The following is a 24,991-nucleotide window of genomic DNA, read 5'->3' as shown; positions in this document are numbered from 1 at the left end:
AGCGGGCGGGCAAATACACTCGGCAGTATGGCCGCACCCCGCCCGCTTCCGCTGGACCCCATCGAAGAGGCCCACCGCCAGTGGACCTCGCACGGCTGGGGCGATGTCGCCGACGGCATGGCCGCGGTGACCTCTCTGGTGCGTGCCCAGCAGATCGTGATGGCCCGGGTGGACGAGGCGCTGCGCCCGTCGGGGCTGACCTTCTCCCGCTACGAATTGCTGACGCTGCTCGGCTTCAGCAAGACCGGGGCGCTGCCGATGGCGATGGCCAGCGCCCGGTTGCAGGTCCACCCGACGAGTGTCACCAATACCGTCGATCGGCTCGAAGCGGCCCAACTGGTCAAACGAGTACCACACCCCAGCGACCGCCGGGCAACCCTGATCGAGATCACGGCCGCCGGCCGCGATCTGGCGGCGGCGGCAACCCGGGAATTGAACGAGAAGGTCTTCGCCCGGCCGGGCCTGCCTCCGGAGCGTCTCCAGCTCCTGCTGCAACTGCTCGCGGAATTCCGGCGCGAGGCGGGCGACTTCGACAGCGGTGATACGCCGACCCGGTGGGCCTGAGGGGCGACTCGCCAGCATTCCGGCAGCGACATCCCGGGCCGCTGCCTTTCCATCGGCGGCCGAAAGGTTCACCATGGACGCCATGGTGCTGGTCCTGGGCGTGTCGGCGGGCGCTGGTGGCGCGCGCGCCATGCTCACCCATTCCGATCAGCCGCATCTGCCGCCGATCGACCGCTGTGTGGTCGCGCGCCGCGCGGGGGCGGGGGTCGAGGAGCCGGTCTTCCAGGCCATCGACGCGATGCGGGCATCCGCGGCCGACCGCGACGAATTCGTCACCGGCATCGCCGTCACCTCCCGCTGCGCTTTGCACGCCGAGGCCATCCGGGCCGCGGCCGGACGCAGCCGGCTGACCATCATCGACGAACCGCCGGCCCAGTTGCGGTATCTGCGGTTCAGCGGACAACTGCCCGACGAGGGTGCGGTGCTGATCTACGACCTCGGCAGTTCCGGGCTCACCCTCACCGAGGCCGACTGCCGCACTCAGGCCATTCTCGCCGCCAAGCGCAGCACCCTTCTGGGCGGCGACGGCCACGACGCCCTGCTGCGCTGGCATCTCGCGCACGGCGGGGTGGAGATCGACAATGCCGCCGGACGCGACTACAAGGAACAGCTCAGCGCCACTCGGGTGGTGACGGTCGGCGATCCTCGCTCCGGCACGCGAATCGTCGTGACGCGCAGCGATTTCCGTGATCTGGTCGCGGCCGGGATCCATCATTCGGTGTCGTATGTGCGGCAGTTGATCGACGACACCGGGGTCGCGCCGCGGGCGGTGGCACTACTGGGCGGTTGCACGCGTAGCCCGGGTGTCCGGGAGTCGCTGGAGCAACTGCTGGATCTGCCGGTGATCTACGATCCGGAGCCCGATTTCGTCTCCGCGCGCGGTGCGGTGCTGATGGCCACCGAACAACCGGCGGCGCGCCGGGTGCGCGGTATCCGATTCGCCCCGCCGCAGTGCGGGGCGGCGAAGCCGACGCCGCGACCGGCGGTATCGCGACGCAAGGTGGTCGCCGCGCTGGCGGTGACCGCGGCGCTCGGCGCGACGGTCACCGGCCTGCTGGTCACCGGACACGATTCGGCGCGGCCGGCGCACGACGGCACCCCGGCCCGTCCGGTGGAGGTCGCGGGCAGCAGCGCCGAACCCGTTCCCGGGAAGTGACGCCGCGAATCATCCGTCGAGTTTGACGGTGGCCTTCTCGGCGTTCATCGCCGCCGCGCACGGGTCGGGGGTGGCGAGGCGGGAGCGGTTCTGCACCCAGTAGGTGACCGTCCCGGAATCGGCGGCCGACACTCCACAACTGCCCGGGTCGCGGGGATCGTGCCAGATCAGGCCGCCGAAATCGGCGACGACCAGATGGTCGGTGCGATAACCGAGGGCAGCCGCCACCTGGCCGTCACGCAACAACGAGTCCTGCGCGAACCAGGCGTAGGTGATATCGACGATGCCGCCGCCGGGGTAGTTGCCCTCCCAGGCGCAGATGGTCGGTCCGCCCTCGCGGTGAACGGCGGTGGCGTGCACCAGATTCGCGATCTCGGCATCGGTTTCCGGACCGCAGCCCTGCAGAAGTTCGTCCTCGGACCGCGCCGGCCGCTGCGCGGGCGTCGGCCCCGAGGAACATCCGGTCGCGGCGGCGATCAGGGCCACCGCGACGACGAGACGGCGCGCTCGGCGCATGATCCTCACCCCGCCTTCGCCAGGGTCGCCGCGGCCAGCTGCCGCACGGCCGAACAGGCTTGTGCCGCAGGCTGTTGCGGCTCGTCGGCGCGCCAGTCGACGAAATCCGCGGCACCGGAATCGACGGCGGCCTCACACCACTGCGGAGTGGCGAAGAGCCGGCCGGTGTGGTCGCCGACCCGCAGCGCCGACACCTGGGCCGCGGGGTCGGTGGCGGTGTGCGCGGCGATCGGGCTGGCACGGAACCATTCGAAGGTCACCGAGGTGCCCGCGGCCGCCTCCCAGCGGCAGCGCAGCGGATTGGCCGAAATCTGCTGTATGCCGGAAATGCCCGTTGCGGCAACGATATCGGCATCGGTGGCGGACCCGCATTCGGCGACCGCCAATGCCTGCGCGGCAGCCGGCGCTGGGGGCGAACTCGTCGCGGCCGGGGTCGTTCCGGACGCGCCGCAACCCGCCACCACCGCAGCGGAGGCCACGGTGATCACGGCGGCTACCCATCTCACGCCGATGAGCGTACGGGAAATTCCTGGGCCCGCGACGGCTCGACGGGCGTGGACCCGTGCGGTCGCCGGCACCGCGACAGCGCACCGCCGCCCAGGCCACCACGAAACTCGGATGCCGGCGAGGGCGGGGCCGACGACTGCGAGCGATGCGCGGCGGTCAGGGGCAGCGCTCAGCGGTGTTCGAAGTTCGCCGCGCGCTTCTCCACGAAGGCGGTCATGCCCTCGGTCTGATCCTCGGTGGCGAACAGCGAGTGGAACACCCGGCGTTCGAAACGCAGGCCCTCGGTGAGCGTGGTTTCGTACGAGCGGTTCACGGCCTCCTTGGCGATCATCACCGACGGCAGCGACATGCCGGCGATGGTCTCGGCGACCTCGCGCGCGGTGGACAGCAGTTCCGCCGCCGGAACGACACGGGCCACCAGTCCGGCGCGTTCGGCCTCCTCGGCGCCCATGTTGCGGCCGGTGAGAATCAGATCCATGGCCTTGGCCTTGCCGACCGCACGGGTCAGGCGCTGTGAGCCGCCCATACCGGGGATCACGCCGAGCTTGATCTCCGGCTGGCCGAACTTCGCGGTGTCGGCGGCGATCAGGATGTCGCACATCATCGCAAGCTCGCAGCCCCCGCCCAGGGCGTATCCGGCCACCGCCGCGATGATCGGCTTGCGGAACGCGCCGACCCGGTCCCAGCCCTGGAAGAAATCGGCCAGGAACATGTCCATATAGGACTTGGACTGCATCTCCTTGATATCGGCGCCGGCGGCGAACGCCTTCTCCGAACCGGTCAGCACCACCGCGCCGATACCCGCATCGGCCTCCACCTCGTCGAGGGCGGCGGTGATGTCGGTGAGCACCTGCGTATTCAACGCGTTGAGTGCCTTCGGCCGATTCAGGGTGATCACCGCGACCCGTCCGGTGCGCTCCAGCAGAATGGTCTCGAAGTCGGTCACTGTTTCCCTTTCTCGGCTACTCGCCGGAATCCTGGCCCGGCTCCGCGCCGGAACGGCGACGAATATCGGTGACGATAGCGGAGAAGTCCAGGTCCCCCGCCGACCGGTTGAACTGCTCGTAGATCTCGGCCGCCAGCAGACCGAACCGTCCCTCGACATCGTTGTCGCGCAGCGCCTTCGCGGCCAGGCCGAGGTCCTTGTTCATCAGCGCGGTGGCGAATCCGGGCCGGTATTCGTTGTTGGCGGGGCTGGTCGGCACCGGGCCGGGCACGGGACAGTAGGTGGTCAGCGACCAGCATTGGCCCGAGGCGGTGGAGACCACGTCGTAGAACTTGTCGTGGGTCAGGCCCAGCTTCTCGCCCAGCACGATCGCCTCGGACAGCCCGATCATCGAGATGCCCAGCATCATGTTGTTGCAGATCTTCGCGGCCTGCCCCACGCCCGCGCCGCCGCAGTGCACGACCTTGCCGCCCATCACGTCCAGCACCGGCTGCGCCGCGGCGAAGTCCTCGGTCTCGCCGCCGACCATGAAGGTCAACGTGCCGGCGGTGGCACCGCCGACGCCGCCGGACACCGGTGCGTCCAGGGCCCGATGTCCCGCTGCCACAGCGACTTCCGCCGCGCGCTTGGCGTCGGCGACGTCGATGGTGGAGCAGTCGATGAACAGGGTGCCGGGTTTGGCGGACGGCAGCACCGCGTCGTAGACGTCGAGCACGATGCGGCCGTTGGGCAGCATGGTGATGACGATCTCGGCTTCCGTCACGGCCGCCGCGGCGGTGTCGAAGACCTCCACCCCGTCGGCGCGGGCCTGTTCCTGCGCGGCCGGTACGGGGTCGTAGGCCAGCACCTGATATCCGGCACGCACCAGATTCGCCGCCATCGGGCCGCCCATATGCCCGAGGCCCAGGAAGGCCACCTTCGTCACGCTCATCACTCCTGTGCTCCGCTCAGTCCGAGTTCCCGGTCGCCCAGATCGGCGAAATAGCTGTCCACCAGCGCATCCGACACCTCGGCGAGGGTGGCGGGCGCCCACTGCGGATTGCGGTCCTTGTCGACCACCTGGGCGCGGATGCCCTCCACCAGGTCGTGGGTGGTCAGCGCGGCCACCGAGACCCGATACTCCGCGTCGAGCGCCTGTTCCAGGTTCGCCGCCCGCCGGGCGTTGCGCAGGGACCGCAACGTAACCTTCAGCGCCACCGGCGATTTCGCCAGCAGATCGCCTGCGGCCTTGGCGGCCTCGGGGGCATCGTGACGCTGCAGCCGCGCGACGATCTCCTCCACCGTGTCGGCGCTGTAGCAGGCATCGATCCACGACCGCTGCGCGGCGAGATCCGACACCGGCGCGGGCTGCGCGACGGCGGCGATCGCGGCGTCGGCATCGGTGCGCCGCAGCTGTGCCAGCAGATCCGGAATGCGTTCGGCGGGAACGAAGTGGTCGGCGAATCCGGCCGCGATCGCATCACCGGCGCCCATGCGAGCCGTGGTCAGGGCGACATGGGTACCCAGCTCACCCGGTGTGCGCGCCAGCAGATAGGTGCCGCCCACATCGGGAATGAAGCCGATGCCGGTCTCGGGCATGCCGACCATCGACCGCTCGGTCACGATGCGGCGATTGCCGTGCGCGGACAGCCCCACACCGCCGCCCATCACGATGCCGTCCATCACGGCCACATACGGTTTCGGATAGTTGCCGATCAGCGCGTTGAGGATGTACTCGTCGCGCCAGAACCGGCCGCTCGGCGAATCGGCGCTGTCGCGACGCGAAACACCGTGCGCCACAGCATTCTTCGCGTCGGTGTGAATCGCGACGATATCGCCGCCCGCACACAGTCCGCGTTCCCCGGCGCCGGTCAGCACCACCGTGCGAACCTCGTCGTCGTCGGCCCACTCGCGCAGGGCGGACAGAATCGCCTGCGCCATCGGGTGATTGAGCGCGTTGATGGCCTTGGGCCGGTTGAGCGTGATCAGGCCGACGCCGTCGCGCTTGTCGAACAATACTTCTGCTTCGGTCATGTGATTCCTTACGCTGTATCCGCTCATGCCGCGCCGACCACCGAGCGGGCCACCACGACCCGCATGATCTCGTTGGTTCCCTCGAGAATCTGGTGCACGCGCAGGTCGCGCACGATCTTCTCGATTCCGTACTCGGCCAGATAGCCGTAGCCGCCGTGTAGTTGCAGTGCCTTGTTGGCCACCTCGAATCCGGCATCGGTGCCGAAGCGCTTGGCCATCGCGCACAGCTCCACCTTGTCGGCGGCATCCGCGTCGAGCGCGGCCGCGGCCCGCCACAGCAGGGTCCGCGCCGCCTCCAGTGAGGTGCGCATATCGGCCAGGTCGAACTGCAGTGCCGCGTTGTCGAGCAGCCGGGCCCCGAATGCCGTGCGCTGGGCCATATACGCCACGGTCCGGTCCAGCGCGGTCTGGCCGCCGCCGAGGGAGCAGGCCGCGATGTTGAGCCGGCCACCGTTGAGGCCGTTCATCGCGATCCGGAAGCCGTTGCCCTCGCCGCCGAGCAGATTCGCCGCCGGCACCCGGGCGTCGTCGAGGATGACCTGCCGGGTCGGCTGCGCGTTCCAGCCCATCTTCTTCTCGTTGGCGCCGAAGGAGAGTCCGGGCGTATCCGCGGGCACGATGAAGGCCGAGATGCCGCGCGAACCGGCATCGTCGGTCCGCGCCATCAGCACGTACACATCGGTGCTGCCCGCGCCCGAGATGAACTGCTTGACGCCGGTGAGCAGATAGTCGTCGCCGTCGCGAACGGCCCTGGTGCTCAGGGCCGCCGCGTCCGAGCCGACTCCCGGTTCGGTGAGCGCGTAACTGCCCAGCAGATCCATCGAGGTCAGCCCGGGTAGCCACCGATTGCGCTGGGCCTCGGTGCCGTAGCTGTCGATCATCCACGCGGCCATGTTGTGGATGGAGATGTAGGCCGCGATCGCCGGGCATCCGGTGGCGAGCTGTTCGAAGATCCGCACCGCGTCGACGCGGCGCAATCCGGAACCGCCGACATCCTCACCGACGTAGATGCCGCCCATGCCGAGCGAGCCGGCCTTGCGCAGCACATCGATCGGAAAGTGCTTGTGCTCGTCCCATTCCAAGGCGTTCGGGGCGAGCAACTCGTCGGCGAAGCCGCGCGCGGTGTCCACGATCGCCTGTTCGTCCTCGTCGAGTACGAACATCGGGTCAGTCCATCGTCGGGATGACGAAGTGATCGGCACCCGCGTCCGCGGCCGGCGCGGTCCGCAGGCCCTGGGGCCAGCGCTGGGTGACCGTCTTGGTCTTGGTGTAGAAGCGGATCGAATCGGGACCGTGCTGGTTCAGGTCGCCGAAGCCGGACGCCTTCCAGCCGCCGAAGGTGTGATACGCGATCGGCACCGGAATCGGGACGTTGACGCCGACCATGCCGACCTGCACGCGCGCGGCGAAATCGCGGGCGGTGTCACCGTCACGGGTGAAGATCGCGACGCCGTTGCCGAATTCGTGTTCGCTCGGCAACCGCAGCGCCTCCTCGTAATCGGCGGCGCGCACGATCGCGACCACCGGACCGAAGATCTCCTCCCGGTAGATCCGCATCTGCGGGGTGACGCGGTCGAAAAGTGTTGCGCCGACGAAGAATCCGTCCTCGGCGCCCGCCACCTCGAGCCCCCGGCCGTCGACCACGAGTTCCGCACCCTCGTCGACACCGATCTGGACGTAGTTGTTCACCCGGTCCACACCGTCGCGGCCGACCAGCGGCCCGAAGTCCGCGCCCGGATCGTCGGAGCGGCCCACGTTCAGCTTGCCGATGCGCTCGACCAGCTTGGCGCGCAACCGATCCGCGGTCTCCGCACCGACCGGCACCGCCACCGAGATGGCCATGCAGCGTTCCCCCGCCGAGCCGTAGCCGGCGCCGATCAGCTGATCGGCGACATCGTCGAGATCGGCGTCCGGCATGACGATCGCGTGGTTCTTGGCGCCGCCGAAGCACTGGGCGCGCTTGCCGTTCGCGGTGGCGGTTTCGTAGATGTACTGCGCGATCGGGGTGGAGCCGACGAAGCCCACGGCCTTGATCCGCTCGTCGTTCAGCAGTGTGTCGACCGCCAGCTTGTCACCGTTGACGACGTTGAACACACCGGCCGGCAGCCCGGCCTCGAGGAACAGTTCGGCCAGCCGCAGCGGCACCGAGGGGTCACGCTCGGACGGCTTGAGCACGAAGGCGTTACCGCAGGCCAGCGCCGGTCCGGCCTTCCACAGCGGAATCATGGCCGGGAAGTTGAAGGGGGTGATGCCGACGACCACTCCGAGCGGCTGCCGCATCGAGTACACGTCGATCCCGGTGCCCGCGCTCTCGGTGTACTCCCCCTTGAGCAGGTGCGGGATGCCGATCGCGAATTCGATCACCTCGAGTCCGCGCTGGATATCGCCCTTGGCGTCCGGGATGGTCTTGCCGTGCTCGCTGGACAGCAACGCGGCCAGCGAATCCATCTCGTCCTGGACCAGGGCGACGAACTTCATCAGCACCCGGGCCCGCTTCTGCGGATTGAACGCGGCCCACGTGCGCTGCGCCTCGGCCGCATTCGCGATCGCGCCCTCGACCTCGGACACGCTCGCCAGCGGCACCCGCGCCTGCACCTGCCCGGTGCTGGGGTCGTAGACGTCGCCGAAGTTACCGGAGGTCCCGGGCACCCGCTGCCCGCCGATGAAATGAGTCAGTTCGCGAACCATGCCAGTCCTGTTCTCGATGCGGTCGATGCCTCCCACGCCGGAGCCGAGGCAGTATGCGGCCATCCTATAGTTGGACATCCAAGTATCGGAAGTCATGTGATTTATGCCACCAATGGCGCCGTGGTCCGCGTCACAGTACAGTTGATTTGACGTCCTACTATCGGGACGCCAAGCGTAGGTGCCCGGCGGTCCCGCGCCGGCCTCTGGTGGAGGATTACATGGCCGACCTGCACGTTCCGGTCCATCCCGTACGTTTCGTCACCTCCGCGGCCCTGTTCGACGGCCATGATGCGGCGATCAACATCATGCGACGCATCCTCCAGTCGCAGGGGGCCGAGGTGATCCATCTCGGGCACAACCGCGCGGTCCACGAGGTGGTCGACGCGGTGCTGACCGAGGACGTGCAGGGTGTGGCCGTCAGTTCGTATCAGGGCGGGCACGTCGAATACTTCGAATATCTGGCGAGCGCGCTGCGGGAGGCGGGGGCCGGCCACGTCGAGATCTTCGGCGGTGGCGGCGGCGTGATCGTCGCGGAGGAGATCGAACGGCTGGCGGCGGCGGGAGTGCGCATCTTCTCCCCCGAGGACGGCCAGCGCCTGGGCCTGCCCGGCATGATCAACGAACTCGTCCGCGCCTGCGACGTGGATCTGTCGACCGAACCGGCCGCGATCGAGGCGGTTCTCGCCGGTGAACGATATGCGTTGGCGCGCACCATGACCTGCCTGCAGGCCGATGCGCTGCCCGCCGCGCATCTGGACGAACTGCGGGCCGCGGCCGCCGGCCGGACCGTGCCGGTGCTCGGCATCACCGGCACCGGCGGATCCGGAAAGTCCTCGCTCACAGACGAACTCGTGCGGCGGTTGCGCACCGATCAGCAGGACAAACTGCGGGTGGCGATTCTCGCCGTGGACCCGACCCGGCGCCGCGGCGGCGGCGCACTGCTGGGTGACCGCATCCGGATGAACTCGCTCGACAGCGAACACATCTACTTCCGGTCGCTGGCCACCCGCGGCGCGCACGAATTGCCGACCAATATCGACGCGATGATCCTGGCCTGCAAGGCGGCCGGATTCGATCTGGTGATTCTCGAAACGCCGGGTATCGGCCAGGGTGACGCCGCGATCATCGACCACGTCGACATCTCGATGTATGTGATGACGCCGGAGTTCGGCGCCGCCTCGCAGCTAGAGAAGATCGACATGCTCGATTTCGCCGATGTGGTGGCCATCAACAAGTTCGAGCGCCGCGGCGCCGAGGACGCCCTCCGGGACGTCTCGCGCCAGCTCGTGCGCAACCGGGAGGCGTTCGGGTCGGCGCCGGAGGACATGCCGGTATTCGGCACCAGCGCGGCGACATTCAACGACGACGGGGTGACCGCGCTCTATCAGCATCTGGCCGGGCTGCTCGGTGCGCGCGGTCTGCCGCTGGAGACCGGGGTACTGCCGCGGGTCGACACCCGGGCCTCCACCCGCTTCGCGCAGATCATCCCGCCGGGACGAGTACGGTATCTGGCCGAGATCGCCGAGACCGTCCGCGATTACCATGCCGAGACGCGACGGCAGGTGGTCGCGGCGCAGCGGGTGCAGCGCTTCGAACAGGTGCTGGCGGAACTGGGGGCGACCGATGGCGCCGTCGACACCGAAATCGCTGCGGCGGACGATCTTTCGGCCGCGCAGCGAACGTTGTCCGGATTGCTCGCACGGGCGAACGAGGATCTCACGCCGGAATCGGCTGCGCTGCTGCGGGATTGGCCCGCCACCGTGGAGTCGTATCGCGGCGAGGAACAGGTGGTCCGCGTCCGCGACCGCGAGATTCGCACTCCGCTGCGACGAACCACGTTGTCGGACAACTCGATCCCGCGCGTGGCGTTGCCGCGCTTCACCGACCACGGCGAGCTGCTGCGCTTCCTGCGAGCGGAGAATCTGCCGGGCCGATTCCCGTTCACCGGCGGCGTGTTCGCGTTCAAGCGCGACAACGAGGATCCGGCCCGCATGTTCGCCGGTGAGGGCGATCCGTTCCGCACGAACCGGCGATTCAAGGTGCTCTCCGAACATGCCGAGGCCAAACGCCTCTCGACCGCGTTCGACTCGGTGACGCTCTACGGCCACGATCCGGCCCCGCGTCCCGATATCTACGGAAAGGTCGGCACCTCGGGCGTTTCCATCGCCACCGTCGACGATATGAAGGCCCTCTACGACGGGTTCGACCTCAGCGCGCCGAGCACCTCGGTCTCGATGACCATCAACGGTCCGGCGCCGACGATTCTGGCCTTCTTCCTCAATACCGCGATAGATCAAGCGCTGCAGCGCTTTCGGGAGGACAACGGCCGCGAACCGAGCGGCGACGAAGCGGCCGGCCTGCGTGCCCGCACCCTCGCCACGGTCCGGGGCACCGTGCAGGCCGATATCCTCAAGGAGGATCAGGGGCAGAACACCTGCATCTTCTCCACCGAATTCAGCCTGCGCATGATGGCCGATATCCAGGAATGGTTCGTCCGCAACGGCGTGCGCAATTTCTACTCGGTGTCTATTTCCGGCTATCACATCGCCGAGGCCGGCGCGAATCCGATCAGTCAGCTGGCGTTCACGCTGGCCAACGGATTCACCTATGTCGAGGCCTATCTGGCGCGCGGCATGGCCATCGATGAATTCGCGCCGAATCTGTCGTTCTTCTTCTCCAACGGCATGGATCCGGAGTATTCGGTGATCGGGCGGGTGGCCCGGCGGATCTGGGCGGTCACCATGCGCGACAAATACGGCGCCGACGATCGCTCGCAGAAGTTGAAGTACCACATCCAGACCTCCGGGCGGTCGCTGCACGCCCAGGAAATGAACTTCAACGACATCCGCACCACCCTGCAGGCCCTGATCGCCATCTACGACAACTGCAACAGCCTGCACACCAATGCCTACGACGAGGCGGTGACCACCCCCACCGAGGAATCGGTGCGACGCGCCCTGGCCATCCAGTTGATCATCAACAAGGAATGGGGCCTGGCGATGAACGAGAATCCGCTGCAGGGCAGTTTCGTGATCGACGAGCTGACCGATCTGGTGGAGGAGGCGGTGCTCGCCGAATTCGAGCGGATCAGCGAACGCGGCGGGGTGCTGGGCGCGATGGAGACCGGCTATCAGCGTGGGCGCATCCAGGACGAATCGATGCGCTACGAACACCGCAAACACGACGGGACGCTGCCCATCATCGGAGTGAACACGTTCCGCAATCCGAACGGCGAAACCCATCAGGTGCTGGAGCTGGCCCGCGGCACCGAGGCCGAGAAACAATCGCAGCTGCGGCGCACCGAGGAATTCGTCACCGCGCACCGCGAGCCGGCGCAGGCGGCGCTGGCCCGGCTCGAGGCCGCCGCACGCGGCGACGACAATGTCTTCGACGTGCTGATGGACGCCGCGCGGGTATGCACTCTGCAGCAGATCACCGACTGTTTCTTCACCGTCGGCGGGCAATACCGCCGCAATGTGTGACAAGGGTTCGGATGTGGCCCGCCGGTGTGTGCGGGCGTGTGACAATGCCGGAGAGCGGACAGTCGAACGCGACGGAAGGGCGCCATGGACCTCGCCGGTATCAGCGTTGTGGACGCACATATCCATCAATGGGATCCGCTGAACACCCCGCGGGATTTCAGCATGCTGGCGAAGCTGTTCCGGTTCGTGCCGGTGCCGGTCGACAAGGCCGCACGGCTGGCTCCCAAACGGGACCGCGATTTCGTCGGAATTCCCGATGCGTATCTGCGGCCGTATCTGCCCGCGGATTACCGAGAGGATCTGGGCGCGGTGCCGGTGGAGGCGCTGGTGCACATCGAGGTGGAATGGGCGGGGCGGGCACCGGACGCCAAGGCCGACGAGACGCGCTGGGTGGCCAGCCTGCCCTTCGGTGTGGACACTCCGGCCCTGGGCGCGATCATCGGCAGCGGTGATCCGGCGGCGCCCGGATTCGCCGAGCTCATCGACAAGCATCAGTCCGCGTCACCGCTGTTCCGCGGTATCCGCACCATGGTCGCCCATCATCCGGATCCCGGGGTGCGATCGTTCTGCCGGGCCGAGGGCGCACTGACCGAGTCGGCCTTCCTCGACGGCTTCGCGGTCCTGGCCGAACGTGGGCTGTCGTTCGAGGCGTGGGTCTATTCGCATCAGCTCCCGCAGGTCACCGCCCTGGCCCGGCGCTATCCCGAGGTGACGATCGTGCTCAACCATCTCGGCACGCCGGCCGGAATCTTCGGCCCGGTCGGCAAGAACACCGGCACCCAACCGGGCCGGCGCCGCGAACTGTTCGTGCAGTGGCGCGACGATATCGCCACGCTCGCGACACATCCCAATGTGATGGCCAAGGTCAGCGGGCTGGCCATGCCGATCCTCGGCCACCCGGTGCCGGTCCGGGGAATTCCGACCACGGTCTCCGAACTGCTGGACCGCACCGCGCCGCTGCTGCACCACGCCTTCGACGTCTTCGGCGCCCAGCGTCTCATCTGGGGTTCGAATTACCCTGTGGACAAACCGATTACGAGTATCGCCAACGGCGCGCAGGCGGTGATCGACGTCCTGGCCGACCGTGACGGCAGCGCCGAGGAACTCGAGCAGGTCTTCCGCACGAACGCCCAGCGCACCTACGGCATCGACGCGGAACTGCTGGCCTGAACACGGTGGCACCCCACTTGCACTGTATCCCAGTCGATTTCGTGCGCGGCGGCGGTGGCGGTCTCAGCCGAAGCGCAGTTCGGGAATCGTCGCCATCAGTTCCTTCCACTCCGGGTACATGGCGAGTTTGCGGTCGTTGACGGCCAGGATCTTCGCCTCCAACTCCGGGTCCGGATCGTCGGACACGTCGGGGCCGATATGCAGCTTCGCCAGGTGCGGAATGATTTCCGGGTCACCGGCGAGATGGACCGGATCGTGCATGTACCGCTCCAGGGCCGCCAGATCCGCGATGCCGACGGTGTAGGCGTGGGTGTACCCGGCCTCCGGGTCGGTCAGTAGCGCCTGCCCGACCGCCGCGAACGAGACCGATTCGACCGACGCGGTCCGGCGCATGGTGGTCAGCACGCGCTCTCGGTCCGCCTCGGACGTTTCGGGCCGGAAGGCGAAGCGCAGCGTGTGGATGATCATCCGTACCTCCTGATTTGAACTGGCTAGTCCAATCTAATGAACTAATTGGGTAGTCCACAAGAGCTGACCGGGGAGTCCATCGGATTGGACGTACGATGCGAAGGTGACGAAGGCACCGGCCGCGCGGGGACGCATCGACAAGCGCCAGGCGATCCTGGACGTCGCATTCGACGTCTTCGCCCGGCGCGGTTACGGCCGCGCCTGCGTCCAGGAGATCGCGGACGAGGCGGGGGTCGCCAAACCCACCGTCTACAACCACCTCAGCGATAAGGAAACACTGTTCCGCAGCACGGTCGAGGCGGCCGCCGACCAGGTCGGCGCGCAATGCCTCGCCGCGGTGGAGACACTGCGGGCCGTCGACGGCGACCCGGGTCCGGCGCTCACCGCCACCGCGCGCGCACTCGTGCACATCTGCGCCGGACCGCGGTCGCATGCCTTGCGCGCGTTGGCCTATGCCGAGCTGGGCACCTTTCCCGACCTGGTGCTGACCGTGCAGGAACGCACCTCGCTGCGCCTGGCGCAGACCCTGGCCGACCGGTTCGCGCGGCTGGCGCTCTCGGGCGGGCTGCGCCGATGCGATCCCGAACTCGCCGCCGAACATTTCCTCGCGCTCCTGACCGGACCGCTCGAGGCGCGTTCCCGGCTGGGCACCCGCGCAGTGGAACCGGCCGAACTGGACGAGATCGCCGACGCCGCCGCCGATGCCTTTCTGCGGGCCTACGGTCCGGCCTGAGACGGCCGGGCGTTGACATCCCGGCCACCGCGCGGTTAATTGGTGGCAGGTGCGGCCAGTCAGGTGCCCTGGCCGAGGACGGCACGGGAGCAGTCATGGCCATCGACCACGAAGTGATCATCGTCGGCGCCGGATTTTCCGGTATCGGGGTGGCGATCGCCTTGCGGAAGGCCGGTTTCCGGGACTTCCTGATCGTCGACGACGCCGACGGCGTGGGCGGCACCTGGCATTGGAACACCTATCCCGGCATCGCCGTGGACATCCCCTCGTTCAGTTATCAATATTCGTTCGAGCAGAGTTCGCGGTGGTCGCGCATCTACGCACCCGGGCGCGAACTGAAGGACTACGCCGAACACTGCGTGGACAAATACGGGCTGCGACCGCGCATCCGGTTCAGCACCACGATCACCACCGCGGAATTCGACGAGGACGCCTCCGTGTGGACGCTGCGCACCGGCGATGGGGAAACCCTGACCGCGCGCTACGTCATCGGCGCGACCGGTGTGCTGACCCGGCCGAAGCTACCGGATATCCCTGGCGTGGAATCGTTTTCGGGTCTCACCATGCACACCTCGCGCTGGGACCACGACCGTGACCTGCACGGCAAGCGCGTGGCGATCATCGGAACCGGGGCGTCGGCCGTGCAGGTCATTCCCGCGATCGCTCCGGATGTCGCCGAGCTGACGGTCTTCCAGCGCACGCCGATCTGGTGCCTGCCGCGGCCGGACACCGCGCTGCCCACACCCGCCCGCTGGGCGCTGCGGTATCTGCCCGGCGGACAGGCGATTTCGCGTCTTGCGAGCCAGGCGTTCGTCGAACTGACCTTCCCGCTGTCGGCGCACTACTATTCGAATCTGCCCCTGGCCAAACTCGGCGAGCGCTCCGGACTGGCCCATCTGCGGCGCCAGGTGCACGATCCGGTGGTCCGGGACAAACTCACTCCGCGGTATGCGCTCGGATGTAAGCGGCCGGGTTTCTCCAACGACTACCTGCCGACCTTCAACCGCGACAACGTGTCGCTGGAAACCGATCCGATCGCCGAGATCACCCCCACCGGCGTGCGCACGGCGGCCGGCAACGAATATCCGGCCGACGTGCTGATCCTCGCGACCGGCTTCAAGGTCATGGAATCGGGCAATATGCCGACCTTCGACATGACCGGGGTCGGCGGCCGTGACCTCGAGAAGTGGTGGGACGAGAACCGCCTGCAGGCCTACGAGGGCGTCAGTGTGCCGGGCTTTCCCAACTTCTTCTCGATCATCGGACCCTACGGATACAACGGCTCGTCGTATTTCACGCTGATCGAGATGCAGACCTCCCACATCCTGCGGTTGCTACGGCATGCGCGCGGCAAGCGCGCCCACCGCATCGAGGTCACCGCGGCGGCCAACGAGCGGTACTTCCGGGAGATGCTGGAACGCCGCGGCGGACAGGTCTTCTGGCAGGACAGCTGCGCGGTCTCGAACAGCTACTACTTCGACAGGCACGGCGATGTGCCCCTGAAACCGATGAGTACCGTCGAAGCAGCTTGGCGCGCAACCCATTTCGATCTGGGCGACTACACCTTCGAACAGGTCCCGGCTCAGCTGCCGACCACGCGGGCCAGCTGAGCGGTCAGCCGCTCGCGCGCCTCGACCAGCGACGGGCCGTACCAGGTGAGGTCGCGGCCGCTCACCAGGGCGACCGGGATGCCCGCGAACGCCTCCGGACCGTCGGTGGGGGTGAAGACATACGGCTCGTCCGGTAGCACCGCCAGCCGAACGCCCTGCACCAGTTCGGATTCCGTCACCGTGGGATAGCGCTCCGCTCCCCTCGCGTGGACCAGGTTCAGACCGAGGCGACCGGCGAGGTCCGCGGTGAAGGTGTCGCGGCCGACCACCATCCACGGCTTGCGCCAGATCGGGATCACCGCATCGATAGGCGGGGTCGGCGCGGGCTCGGACCAGACCGCGCGGGCCCGGGTAAGCCAGGACGGCACCGCACCGTCCAGGGCGATGCCGAACAGCCGCGTCATCGAGGTGAAGGCCTCGTCGACGGTGCGAATCCGGGTGACCCACACCGGAATTCCCGCCTCGCGCATTCGCTCGACATCGAGGCGGCGGTTCTCCTCTTGATTGCACACCACCAGATCCGGCGCCAGTTCGGCGATCCGGCGCAGATTCGGGTTCTTCGTCCCCCGCACCCGTTCCACCGCCAGCTCCGGCGGGTGGGTGCACCAGTCGGTCGCGGCGAGCAGCAACTCCGGGCGGGTCACCGCGATGGCTTCGGTCAGCGACGGGACCAGCGACACCACCCGGCGCACCGGACGCCGCAGTGCCACCGCGGCATCCAGATCGTCGACGGGATCTTCGGGCACTACGCCAGCATATGGGCTAGCCGGAGCTCTCGAGGGCCCGGTAGAGGGCGCGTAGTTCCCGCATACCGGCCTCGGCGACCGATTCGTCCTCACTGGTCATCCGCAACGCCTGCCGCAGGGGAATCGGATCGAGGTCCTCGATCGCCGCGCGGAACTGCGGCGCCGGCAGGTCGGGCAGGACCACGTTCTCGCCGTAGATGTCGTCGGAGACGGTCGGGCCGCTGTCCTCCTGCACTCCGCGAATCAGGGTGTCGAGGTCGAGGCCGCGCAGGGTCAGCATGATCGCCGGGGACTCGTCGAGGCGTTCGGCCACGATGTAGCACAGCGCGGCGACGTGTTTACAGGGCCAGCCGTCGTCCGGGCAGGTGCAGGAGAAATCGAGTTCGGCGGCGGTATCGGGCAACAACAGCGGGCCCAGCTCCTGTGGCAGGGCGCCGGAGGCGAGCTGGGCGAGCATGCCGGGTGTGCCGCGGACCTGCCCGACCAGCTCCGCCAACCGGTCGTCACGCAACACCCGCAGTGTCAGCACGGAGGTGAACGGCCGCGGTTGACTGCCCTGCACCTCGGCGGCCACCGCGCCGGGCTCTATGTGGTAGTTGACGACCTGTCCGGAGCGGGCGTAGGTGCGCCCCCGGGAGAGCCGGCCGGCGTCGGCGACCTGCTCCACGGCTTCGAGGAAGGCCCGGCCCCACCAGGATCGCGCGAAAGACCCACGGCGGCTGCGAGGTTCGACGCCGCCGCGTACCGGGCGGCGCTTGCCGTAGACGCTGAAATCGGGAACCGGATACTCGGGCGCCGGACTCATTCACCCACCGCCTCGGCGCCGAGCATGAACAGGTCGCGCAATTCGTCGGTACTCAGTTCGGTGATCCAGTTCTCCCCGGTGCCGACGGTGAGATTCGCCAATTCCTGTTTGCCGGTGAGCATATCGTCGATGCGCTCCTCGATGGTGTCGACACAGACCAGTTTGCGCACCTGCACATCGCGGCGCTGGCCGATGCGGAAGGCGCGGTCGGTGGCCTGGTTCTCCACCGCCGGATTCCACCAGCGATCCAGGTGCACCACATGATTGGCGGCGGTGAGATTGAGTCCCGTACCGCCCGCCTTCAGCGACAACACCATGATCGGCGGTCCGTCGGCCTGGGCGAAGCGCTCCACCATCCCGTCGCGGCGCTTCTTGGCGACGCCGCCGTGCAGGAACGGGATCGCGGTGCCGAACCGCTCGCTCAGATACGGGGTGATCAGATCACCGAATTCGCGGAACTGGGTGAACAGCAGTGCCCGCTCCCCTTCGGCCAGTACCGATTCGAGCACATCCTCGACCAGGGCCAGCTTGCCGGAGCGGTGGCGTCCCCGCCGCAGCAGCGCCGACCCGTCGCCGAGGAAGTGCGCGGGATGGTTGCACACCTGTTTGAGCCGGGTGAGCGCGGCCAGGACCGCACCCCGGCGAGCCATGTTCACCACGCCGGAACCGGTGGCGCGCGAGGCCTTCAGCTGCGCGAGCATGTCGTCGACGACCGCCTGGTACAGCGCGGCCTGTTCGACGGTGAGGTTGGCGCGCACCGTCATCTCGAACTTCTCCGGCAGATCCGAGATGACCGAGGGATCGGTTTTCACCCGGCGCAGCACGAACGGCGCGGTGACGGCGCGCAGGCGGCTGACCGCGTTCTCGTCGTGTTCGCGTTCGATCGGCACCGCGAAGCGCGCGTGAAATTCCGACGGCTTGCCCAGCACGTTCGGCGCCGCGAAATCGAGGATCGACCGCAGTTCCTCGAGCCTGTTCTCCACCGGAGTTCCGGTCAGCGCCAGCCGATGCCGGGCCGGGATCGCGCGGGCGGCGCGGGCCTGGCGGGTGGCGGCGTTCTTGATGTGCTGCGCCTCGTCCAGAACGACGCGTTCCCAGGGCTGGCGCTTCAACTCCTCCACATCGCGCGCCAGCAGCGCGTAGGTGGTCAGCACCAGATCGGAATCGGCCACGGCCGCATCGAATTCCGCGCCGGAGCGGCGCGACGAACCGTGGTGGACCAGCACCCGCAATCCCGGGGCGAAGCGCTCGGTTTCGCGCTGCCAGTTGCCCACCACCGACATCGGGCACACCAGCAGGGTCGGCCCCGGAACGGAATCCGTTGCGGCACTCTCGTTCTCGTGCAACAGCAACGCGAGCACCTGCACCGTCTTGCCGAGGCCCATATCGTCGGCGAGGATGGCGCCGCAGCCGAGACGGTTCATCGTCGCGAGCCACGACAGGCCGCGCAGCTGGTAGGGACGCAGCTGCGCCTTCAGGCCGGCGGGCGGATCGACCGGGTCGCCGGAGTGGACACCGTCGAACAGTTCCCGGACCCAGCCGGTCGCGGTGACCTCCTCGATCGGAACCTGGCGCACCTGGGTGGCCGCGATCTCGCCGAGCAGCTGCGTCAGTGTCGCCGGACGTTCGTCGACCTTGCCCTCCAGATAGGCGGCGGCCGCGGCCAGGCTGCGCTGATCGGCCTGCACCCAGTGGCCGCGCAACCGCACCAGATCCGATTTGGCCTGGATCAGCCGGCCCATCTCCGCCGGTGTGAGGACCGTATCCCCCAAGGCCAGTTCCCAGCGATAGGAGACCAATCCGCTGAGTCCGACAGCGGTGTCGGTGGCGGCCGGGGACTGTACCCGCAACCGCATACTCGGCGAGACGATGCGCCACGCCCGGGGCAGCATCAGATGCACACCCGCCGAACGCAATTCGTGCGCACCGTGGGCGACCAACTCCTGCACGACCGGCGTCGGGAGCAGGAAATCCATCCCGTACGGGTCGCGCGGGACCTGCTGCAGCCGCGGGTAGGCCTGGACCGCGGCGGCCACCTTCTCCCCGGCGAGCCGGATCAGCGCCGGGTCGCCCTGGATCGGAACCGGTTGCGGCGCTTCGCCTTCCGACCGGAGGCAGACTTCCAGCCGCCACAGGGCGTCGACCGCCTGCGGATCGTCGTCGGGATCGTCGTCCGGTTCGAGCAGGCGCAGGACCAGTTCCGGCTCGCCGACGGTGAGACTCGCGCGCCACTCCTCGAGCACCGAGGCCACCCGATGCGATCCCGATTCCAGCGGGACCTCCGCGACCAGCGCGGCCGTCAGCGGATGCGACGGTTCCCGGACGCTCAGCTCGAGCCGGACGAGCGGGTCGGCGAGTTCGGTGACGAAGTCCTCGAGGATCGAGGCCGCGGACCGGGCATCCGGCACCCGCAGCGCGGGGGGCATCGCGGCCGCCAGTTCGGCCAGCCAGGCCCGCTGCCGTTGCCCGCCCACCAGCCGCCACCGCACCCACCACTCGCCGTCGGCGCGATGCAGTTCGGGCACGATCCGCCCGGCTCGCACCCACCGCCGCAGTCCGCGGGCCACATGGGCGAGAAAACGCAGATCCGCCGCCACCGCCGTCTCCGGCAGGGCCTGGGTGAGTACCCGGGCGGCCACCTCCGGCGCCAAGGCATGCCCGCGCACCTCGACCACTTCCGGTCCGGTCCCCCCGGGCACCAGCACCCGCACCCGATGCCGGAACCGCGCCGACCGCGCGATCGCCCCCAGCGGATCGGGCAGCTCGCCGAATGCCTCCCCGTCCGGTCGTGCCACCGACTCGGGCAGGCGCCACAGCACCAACCCCGACCCCGGCGACCACAAACCGTGCAGCATGCCCTCCATCCAATCAGCCGCCACCGACACACCAGGTCGTGGCCGGTGGTGGGGTGCGACCGCGCGCGGGTCCACACAGCGGCAGGGCGATGCGCGTGCCCCCGGTGTCGTCGTGGCCGACGCGACGGAGGCGGTCACGCGGCCGCGGTGCCATCCGATCCAGGCGTATCGCACGAACGCACCCCGTGCAGGTCCTTCGGCACCGATGTTGTCGGGCGCGGCAGGTAGATCTGGGATATGCGGTGGGGACGTCGGGCGGGGTGGGCAGCGGTGGTTGTCGTGGTCATGGCTATGACGGCGTGCGGGATCGTCGGCGGGCCCGACCCCGCGCCGGGGAGTCCGAGCCGGGCTCGGATCGAGCAGTTGCTGGGCTCGGTGGCCGTGGTGGCGCGGCGGCCGCATCCGGGCGGGTACGACCGGGACTGCGGGGCAGGGCACGGATGTGTGTTCGGGCCGGCGTGGTCGGACGATCAGGACGGGCCGGGTGGGCACGACGGATGCGATTCGCGCAACGGCGTGCTGGCCCGGCAGTTGCGCGAGGTGAGATTTCGGCCGGGTACCCGCGACTGCGTGGTGCTCGCGGGCACACTGCGAGATCCGTACACCGGCCGCTCGATCACCTTCGACAAGGCGCGGGCCCGGGAGGTGCAGATCGACCACGTCTATCCGCTGGCCGCCGCCTGGGATATGGGTGCGGCGGCCTGGTCGCCCGAACAGCGGGCGCGCTTCGCCAACGACATCGAATTCAACCTGCTGGCCGTCGACGGCCCGGCCAATATGGACAAAGGCGATCGCACACCCGCGGACTGGCTGCCACCCGCCGGGGCCTATCACTGCTTCTACGCCGGAAAGTACCTCACCACGGCGGCGCAGTACCGGCTGCCGATCACCGCAGCCGACCACACCGCGCTGGCTCGGATCGCCGGGCGATGTCCCTGAGGCGGCTATGCGCCAGCGTCGAGTCGCCGCAGTAGCTGCTCGGCGGCGGCGCGCAGCACGGCCGGGTCGTCGGTGACGCCCAGCAGGCGCAGCGCGGCGTCGGGGATGGTGGTTTCCGCGTAATCGGGTGCGCCGCCCTCGTCGGAGCGAATGTTGATGACCGTCTCCACCATTCGGAAAGGCAGCACGTGGGCGCCGGGGACGCCGGTGGGTGCGGTCTCGATCGCCGCCGCCGCGAGCTCCTCGTAGTGGCGGCGCAACCGGGCGCGGCGGCTCCGGAAGTCGGCGAATCGGTCGCTGCGCAGTTCGGGCAGCAGATACAGGGCACCGAGATTCCACTTGGCGGCGCACAGCTGGCGCACGTCGGCGCGGGCCAGGGCGTACAACCGGACCGCCGCCGGCTCGGGTTCGGCACGCAACCGCTCGGCCAATTCCAATGCGCCGGTGATGGTTTCGGCGAGCAGCGCGTCCAGGATGTCGTCCTTGGCTGCGAAGTGGTGGTAGAGCGAGGCCTGCCGGATACCCACCGCGTCGGCGATACCGCGGGTGGATGTGCTGCCGTAGCCGTTGGCCGTGAACAATTCCGCTGCGGCGTCGAGGATCTCGGCGCGCGGCGTCCGCCCGCGACGGCTGCGTTGGTCGACGCGAGGACGGCCCGGCCCCAGGTGTGTCACCGCCTCATCCTGCCACCGTCCCCGCACCTGCGGACCGGCACAGGGCCGCGCACCGCGTCCCACCTGCGGTTGTGAAATATCTGTCACTCGACAGAAATACCGGCAACGCAGACGTTACGCGGGTTACCGCAAGCGATACACAGCCGTCACCGAAAGCGCGATCCGGCCCGCAAAACTGTCACCTGATAGATATTGGCCGCCACGCCGAAGGACCGCCCCATGGCCATTGCACTCGATCCACCCTCCCAATCCCCGACCGGTGACAGCGCCGATCTCGAACGCTTCGGATATCAGCCGGTACTGCATCGCAAACTCGGCCGCTACGCCTCGTTCGCCGCGGGATTCTCCTTCGTCTCGATCCTCACCACCATCTTCCAATTCTTCGGATTCGGTTACGGATTCGGCGGCGGCGCGTTCTTCTGGACCTGGCCGATCGTGTTCGCCGGCCAGTTCCTCGTCGCGCTGAATTTCGCGGAACTCGCCGCGCGCTATCCCATTTCGGGCTGCATCTACCAGTGGTCGCGCCGGCTCGCGGGTGAGGTGGTGGGCTGGTTCGCGGGCTGGATGATGATCATCGCGCAGATCGTCACCGCCGCCGCGGCCGCCATCGCGCTGCAGGTCGTGCTGCCCTCGATCTGGAGCGGTTTCCAACTGGTCGGCACCGATACCGCGCTCACCTCCACCGACGGCGCGGCGAACGCGGTCCTGCTGGGCAGCGTGCTGCTGGTGATCACCACGGTGATCAATGTGATCGGCATCGATCTGATGGCTCGGATCAATTCGATCGGCGTCACCGTCGAGATCGTGGGCGTGCTCGCCGTCATCGCCCTGTTCTTCACCCATACCGAACGCGGCGCCGATGTGGTGCTGCAGACCGACCAGGCGGCGCCCGGCCCGTACTGGGCGGCGTTCCTGGTCTCCGGTTTGATGGCCGCCTATGTGATGGTCGGATTCGATTCCGCCGGAGAGCTTTCCGAGGAGACGAAGAATCCGCGCCGGGTCGCGCCGCGCACCATCCTGCTGGCGCTCGCCGCCTCCGCCCTCGGCGGCGGCCTGCTCCTGCTGGGGGCCTTGATGGCCGCACCCAGCATCAGCGACGGCCACCTGGCCACGGACGGACTGGCCTACGTGATCACCGCCAAACTCGACAGTCCGGCCGGCACCGTGCTGCTGTGCTGTGTCGCGGTGGCGATCACGGTGTGCACCTTGGCCATTCAGACCGCGGGTTCGCGACTGATCTTCTCGATGGCCCGCGACGGCCGTCTGCCGTTCGCGTCGCGACTGGCCGCCGTGCATCCGCGCTTCGGCACCCCGGTCCTGCCCGCGGTGATCATCGGCGTGCTCGCCGTGGCGCTGCTGGTGGTGAACCTCGGCAACGCCGCGCTGTTCGCGACGCTGGCCAGCGTGTGCATCGTGACGCTGTACGTGGCATATCTGCTGGTCACCGTCCCGCTGCTGATCCGGCGGCTGCGCGGGCTGCCCGCCGCCGAACCCGGCCTGTTCTCGCTGGGCCGCTACGGGATCGCGGTGAACGTCGCGGCGGTGGTGTGGGGCATCGCGATGGCGGTGAATCTGGCCTGGCCGCGCGCGGAGGTGTACACGCCGGCCGGCGGCGGCTGGTGGATGCTCTGGGCCGCACCGCTGTTCCTGCTCCTGACCGTCGCGGTGGGCGCGGTGGTGCACCGCATCGTCACCCCGCGCGCCGCGGCCGCCGAAGCCCGGCCCGCACCGCAACCCGCCTGAGCGACATTCCCATCCGACTCTGCGAGGAGACATCATGTCCGCAACCGCCTCCACCGTCGGCGCCCGCGACCACGCGCGAGCGCAAGCCGCGGCCGCGACCGTCGCCGGTCCCGATCTGCCCGAAAGCCTCGATCCGGCGAAAGTCACCTTCGCCCAACGTGTTCCGGGCAACGGCTACACCACCGCGGTACTCGCCCGCGGTACCCGGCTCCGGCTGGCCGATCCGGACGGCGCGGCCGGCGCCCACCTGCTGCTCCTGCGGGCCGAGGCGCCGTGGGAACGGTTGAACGTCGCGGACACCGTCAAGGTGCCGTGGCAGGCCTATCCGGGCCCGGGCCATCCGCTGCTGTCGGATCAGGGGCGCGTGCTCGCCACGATCGTCGCCGACACGTCCGGCCACCACGACACGTTGTGCGGACCGACACCGCGGGTACGACAGGCACTGCGGGTCGCGGGCGCGAAACACGGTCTCACACCGCGCGATATCGGTCCGTCGATCGCGCTGTTCCGCGGAGTGCGCGTCGGCGCGGACGGCGCCCTCACCGCCACCGGCAGCGCCGGTCCGGGCCGCTCGGTCGAACTGCTGATCCACCTGCCGCTGACCGTCCTCATCGCCAACGGCACCCATCCACTCGACGACCGGCCCGCCACGGCGCTGGACGTCGTCGCCTGGCGGGGCGCCGCGGAGCCCCACGACGCCGGCACCGAGCCGGAATATCGCCGGGCCGTGGAGAACACCGAACAGGCCTGGCTGGCCGCACACGATCCGGAGGCGATCGCATGACCACCGTTACCGAACGCACTGTCGTCCTGGACGAGACCGTGGCCGCCTGCGCACCGTGGTCGACCGTGGTCCGGGCGGGTCAGCAGTGGCAGATCGTCGACCTGTACGGCAACCAGGCGGTGGACTGCCTGCTCTATTCGGCCGCCGATCACACCGACCGCTACAGTGCCCAGGCGACCGTCGCCGCCCAGCGCAACATCTTCCTGACCACCGGCAGCGTGCTCCGTGCCGAATCGGGGACGGCACTGATGACCGTGGTCGCCGACGAGGTCGGCAATCACGACACCATCGCCGGCGCGTGCTCGCAGGAATCCAACACCCTGCGCTACGGTCACCACACCCGCCATCAGCACGCCTGCGTGGAGAACTTCCTCACCGAGGCGTTGCGCTGGGGCCTGGGCAAACGCGATCTGGTCTCGAACATCAACTGGTTCATGAACGTTCCGGTCGAGGCCGACGGGACCCTCGGCATCGTCGACGGGCTCTCCGCACCGGGTAAGTCGGTGACGTTGCGTGCCGAGATCGACACACTCGTCCTGATCTCCAACTGCCCGCAGATCAACAACCCCTGCAACGGATTCGATCCGACGCC

General features: G+C 68.6%; 22 protein-coding genes. 10 read left to right on the top strand and 12 right to left on the bottom strand.

Features of this window, described 5'->3' with window-relative positions:
* The first annotated feature begins 27 nt into the window (after nt 1-27).
* Together RJ03_RS05725 and RJ03_RS05720 are read left to right on the top strand one after the other, a co-directional pair.
* Nucleotides 28-564: a MarR family winged helix-turn-helix transcriptional regulator gene (locus RJ03_RS05725; RefSeq protein WP_036498508.1), complete on the top strand. Its 537-nt coding sequence runs from the start codon at nt 28-30 to the stop codon at nt 562-564.
* 73 nt (nt 565-637) lie between these two features.
* Nucleotides 638-1,720 carry an Hsp70 family protein gene (locus RJ03_RS05720; RefSeq protein WP_232329273.1) on the top strand — a complete coding sequence of 361 codons (1,083 nt, stop codon included), beginning with the start codon at nt 638-640 and terminating at the stop codon, nt 1,718-1,720.
* A gap of 9 nt (nt 1,721-1,729) precedes the next feature.
* On the opposite strand, the gene RJ03_RS34840 is transcribed toward RJ03_RS05720, so the two are convergent.
* From RJ03_RS34840 to RJ03_RS05685, 7 genes are all read right to left on the bottom strand, one after another.
* Nucleotides 1,730-2,236: a DUF3558 family protein gene (locus RJ03_RS34840; RefSeq protein ID WP_051024359.1), complete on the bottom strand. Its 507-nt coding sequence runs from the start codon at nt 2,234-2,236 to the stop codon at nt 1,730-1,732.
* A 5-nt stretch (nt 2,237-2,241) separates the two neighbouring features.
* Nucleotides 2,242-2,742: a DUF3558 family protein gene (locus RJ03_RS34835; protein WP_157163354.1), complete on the bottom strand. Its 501-nt coding sequence runs from the start codon at nt 2,740-2,742 to the stop codon at nt 2,242-2,244.
* A gap of 170 nt (nt 2,743-2,912) precedes the next feature.
* The gene (locus RJ03_RS05705) at nt 2,913-3,689 is read right to left on the bottom strand and encodes an enoyl-CoA hydratase (RefSeq protein WP_036498506.1); all 777 of its coding nucleotides are present in this window, start codon (nt 3,687-3,689) and stop codon (nt 2,913-2,915) included.
* Between the two features lie 16 nt (nt 3,690-3,705).
* Nucleotides 3,706-4,620, bottom strand: a complete 915-nt coding sequence (mmsB, locus tag RJ03_RS05700; protein WP_036498504.1) for a 3-hydroxyisobutyrate dehydrogenase — start codon at nt 4,618-4,620, stop codon at nt 3,706-3,708.
* On the bottom strand, nt 4,620-5,702 hold the full coding sequence (locus tag RJ03_RS05695; RefSeq protein WP_036498501.1) for an enoyl-CoA hydratase/isomerase family protein: 1,083 nt from the start codon (nt 5,700-5,702) through the stop codon (nt 4,620-4,622). Before RJ03_RS05695 ends, mmsB begins: the two co-directional genes overlap by 1 nt.
* Nucleotides 5,703-5,725: 23 nt before the next feature.
* Nucleotides 5,726-6,865, bottom strand: coding sequence for an acyl-CoA dehydrogenase family protein (locus RJ03_RS05690; protein WP_036498499.1), 1,140 nt, complete (start codon nt 6,863-6,865; stop codon nt 5,726-5,728).
* Between the two features lie 4 nt (nt 6,866-6,869).
* Nucleotides 6,870-8,390 (bottom strand): CoA-acylating methylmalonate-semialdehyde dehydrogenase, encoded by a 1,521-nt coding sequence (locus RJ03_RS05685; RefSeq protein WP_036498547.1) that lies wholly within the window; start codon nt 8,388-8,390, stop codon nt 6,870-6,872.
* Between the two features lie 218 nt (nt 8,391-8,608).
* Here RJ03_RS05685 and icmF point away from each other — a divergent pair, with 218 nt between their 5' ends.
* Together icmF and RJ03_RS05675 are read left to right on the top strand one after the other, a co-directional pair.
* Nucleotides 8,609-11,872 (top strand): fused isobutyryl-CoA mutase/GTPase IcmF, encoded by a 3,264-nt coding sequence (gene icmF / locus RJ03_RS05680; RefSeq protein WP_036498545.1) that lies wholly within the window; start codon nt 8,609-8,611, stop codon nt 11,870-11,872.
* 84 nt (nt 11,873-11,956) lie between these two features.
* Nucleotides 11,957-13,042 carry an amidohydrolase family protein gene (locus RJ03_RS05675; protein WP_036498497.1) on the top strand — a complete coding sequence of 362 codons (1,086 nt, stop codon included), beginning with the start codon at nt 11,957-11,959 and terminating at the stop codon, nt 13,040-13,042.
* A 63-nt stretch (nt 13,043-13,105) separates the two neighbouring features.
* Here the strand turns inward: RJ03_RS05675 and RJ03_RS05670 are convergent, their stop codons facing one another.
* Nucleotides 13,106-13,510 carry a Dabb family protein gene (locus tag RJ03_RS05670; protein ID WP_036498495.1) on the bottom strand — a complete coding sequence of 135 codons (405 nt, stop codon included), beginning with the start codon at nt 13,508-13,510 and terminating at the stop codon, nt 13,106-13,108.
* A 103-nt stretch (nt 13,511-13,613) separates the two neighbouring features.
* Between RJ03_RS05670 and RJ03_RS05665 the strand changes: the two genes are divergently transcribed.
* Both RJ03_RS05665 and RJ03_RS05660 read left to right on the top strand, forming a co-directional pair.
* The gene (locus tag RJ03_RS05665) at nt 13,614-14,243 is read left to right on the top strand and encodes a TetR/AcrR family transcriptional regulator (RefSeq protein WP_036498493.1); all 630 of its coding nucleotides are present in this window, start codon (nt 13,614-13,616) and stop codon (nt 14,241-14,243) included.
* Nucleotides 14,244-14,338: 95 nt separating this feature from the next.
* Entirely contained in the window at nt 14,339-15,853 is a 1,515-nt protein-coding gene (locus RJ03_RS05660) for a flavin-containing monooxygenase (RefSeq protein ID WP_036498492.1), read from the top strand.
* On the opposite strand, the gene RJ03_RS05655 is transcribed toward RJ03_RS05660, so the two are convergent.
* Genes RJ03_RS05655 through RJ03_RS05645 form a run of 3 tightly spaced genes read right to left on the bottom strand, consistent with a single transcriptional unit; the run spans nt 15,826 to nt 20,259 of the window.
* A complete protein-coding gene (locus RJ03_RS05655; RefSeq protein WP_036498491.1) occupies nt 15,826-16,599 on the bottom strand; it encodes a helical backbone metal receptor in 774 nt (257 codons plus the stop codon). The two genes, RJ03_RS05660 and RJ03_RS05655, sit on opposite strands and share 28 nt — an antisense overlap.
* A gap of 16 nt (nt 16,600-16,615) precedes the next feature.
* Nucleotides 16,616-17,404: an SWIM zinc finger family protein gene (locus tag RJ03_RS05650; protein WP_036498490.1), complete on the bottom strand. Its 789-nt coding sequence runs from the start codon at nt 17,402-17,404 to the stop codon at nt 16,616-16,618.
* Nucleotides 17,401-20,259: a DEAD/DEAH box helicase gene (locus tag RJ03_RS05645; protein WP_174372264.1), complete on the bottom strand. Its 2,859-nt coding sequence runs from the start codon at nt 20,257-20,259 to the stop codon at nt 17,401-17,403. Before RJ03_RS05645 ends, RJ03_RS05650 begins: the two co-directional genes overlap by 4 nt.
* Before the next feature lie 285 nt (nt 20,260-20,544).
* Here RJ03_RS05645 and RJ03_RS05640 point away from each other — a divergent pair, with 285 nt between their 5' ends.
* The gene (locus tag RJ03_RS05640) at nt 20,545-21,198 is read left to right on the top strand and encodes an HNH endonuclease family protein (protein ID WP_245552192.1); all 654 of its coding nucleotides are present in this window, start codon (nt 20,545-20,547) and stop codon (nt 21,196-21,198) included.
* Nucleotides 21,199-21,203: 5 nt separating this feature from the next.
* Here the strand turns inward: RJ03_RS05640 and RJ03_RS05635 are convergent, their stop codons facing one another.
* A complete protein-coding gene (locus tag RJ03_RS05635) occupies nt 21,204-21,872 on the bottom strand; it encodes a TetR/AcrR family transcriptional regulator (protein ID WP_036498544.1) in 669 nt (222 codons plus the stop codon).
* A 219-nt stretch (nt 21,873-22,091) separates the two neighbouring features.
* On the opposite strand from RJ03_RS05635, the gene RJ03_RS05630 reads away from it, so the two are divergent.
* The 3 genes from RJ03_RS05630 to RJ03_RS05620 all read left to right on the top strand — a co-directional run.
* Entirely contained in the window at nt 22,092-23,615 is a 1,524-nt protein-coding gene (locus RJ03_RS05630) for an amino acid permease (RefSeq protein WP_036498484.1), read from the top strand.
* A 34-nt stretch (nt 23,616-23,649) separates the two neighbouring features.
* Complete coding sequence (locus RJ03_RS05625; RefSeq protein ID WP_036498482.1) at nt 23,650-24,399, top strand: DUF1989 domain-containing protein; 750 nt, start codon at nt 23,650-23,652, stop codon at nt 24,397-24,399.
* The coding region (locus tag RJ03_RS05620; protein WP_036498481.1) for an urea amidolyase associated protein UAAP2 at nt 24,396-24,991 on the top strand (596 nt) is incomplete at its 3' end. The genes RJ03_RS05625 and RJ03_RS05620, both read left to right, overlap by 4 nt.

Source organism: Nocardia aobensis NBRC 100429 (genome assembly GCF_000308375.1).
Classification (GTDB): Bacteria; Actinomycetota; Actinomycetes; order Mycobacteriales; family Mycobacteriaceae; genus Nocardia; species Nocardia aobensis.
Note: the sequence above shows the minus strand (reverse complement) of the source record. Positions and strands in the feature narration are given on the sequence as shown.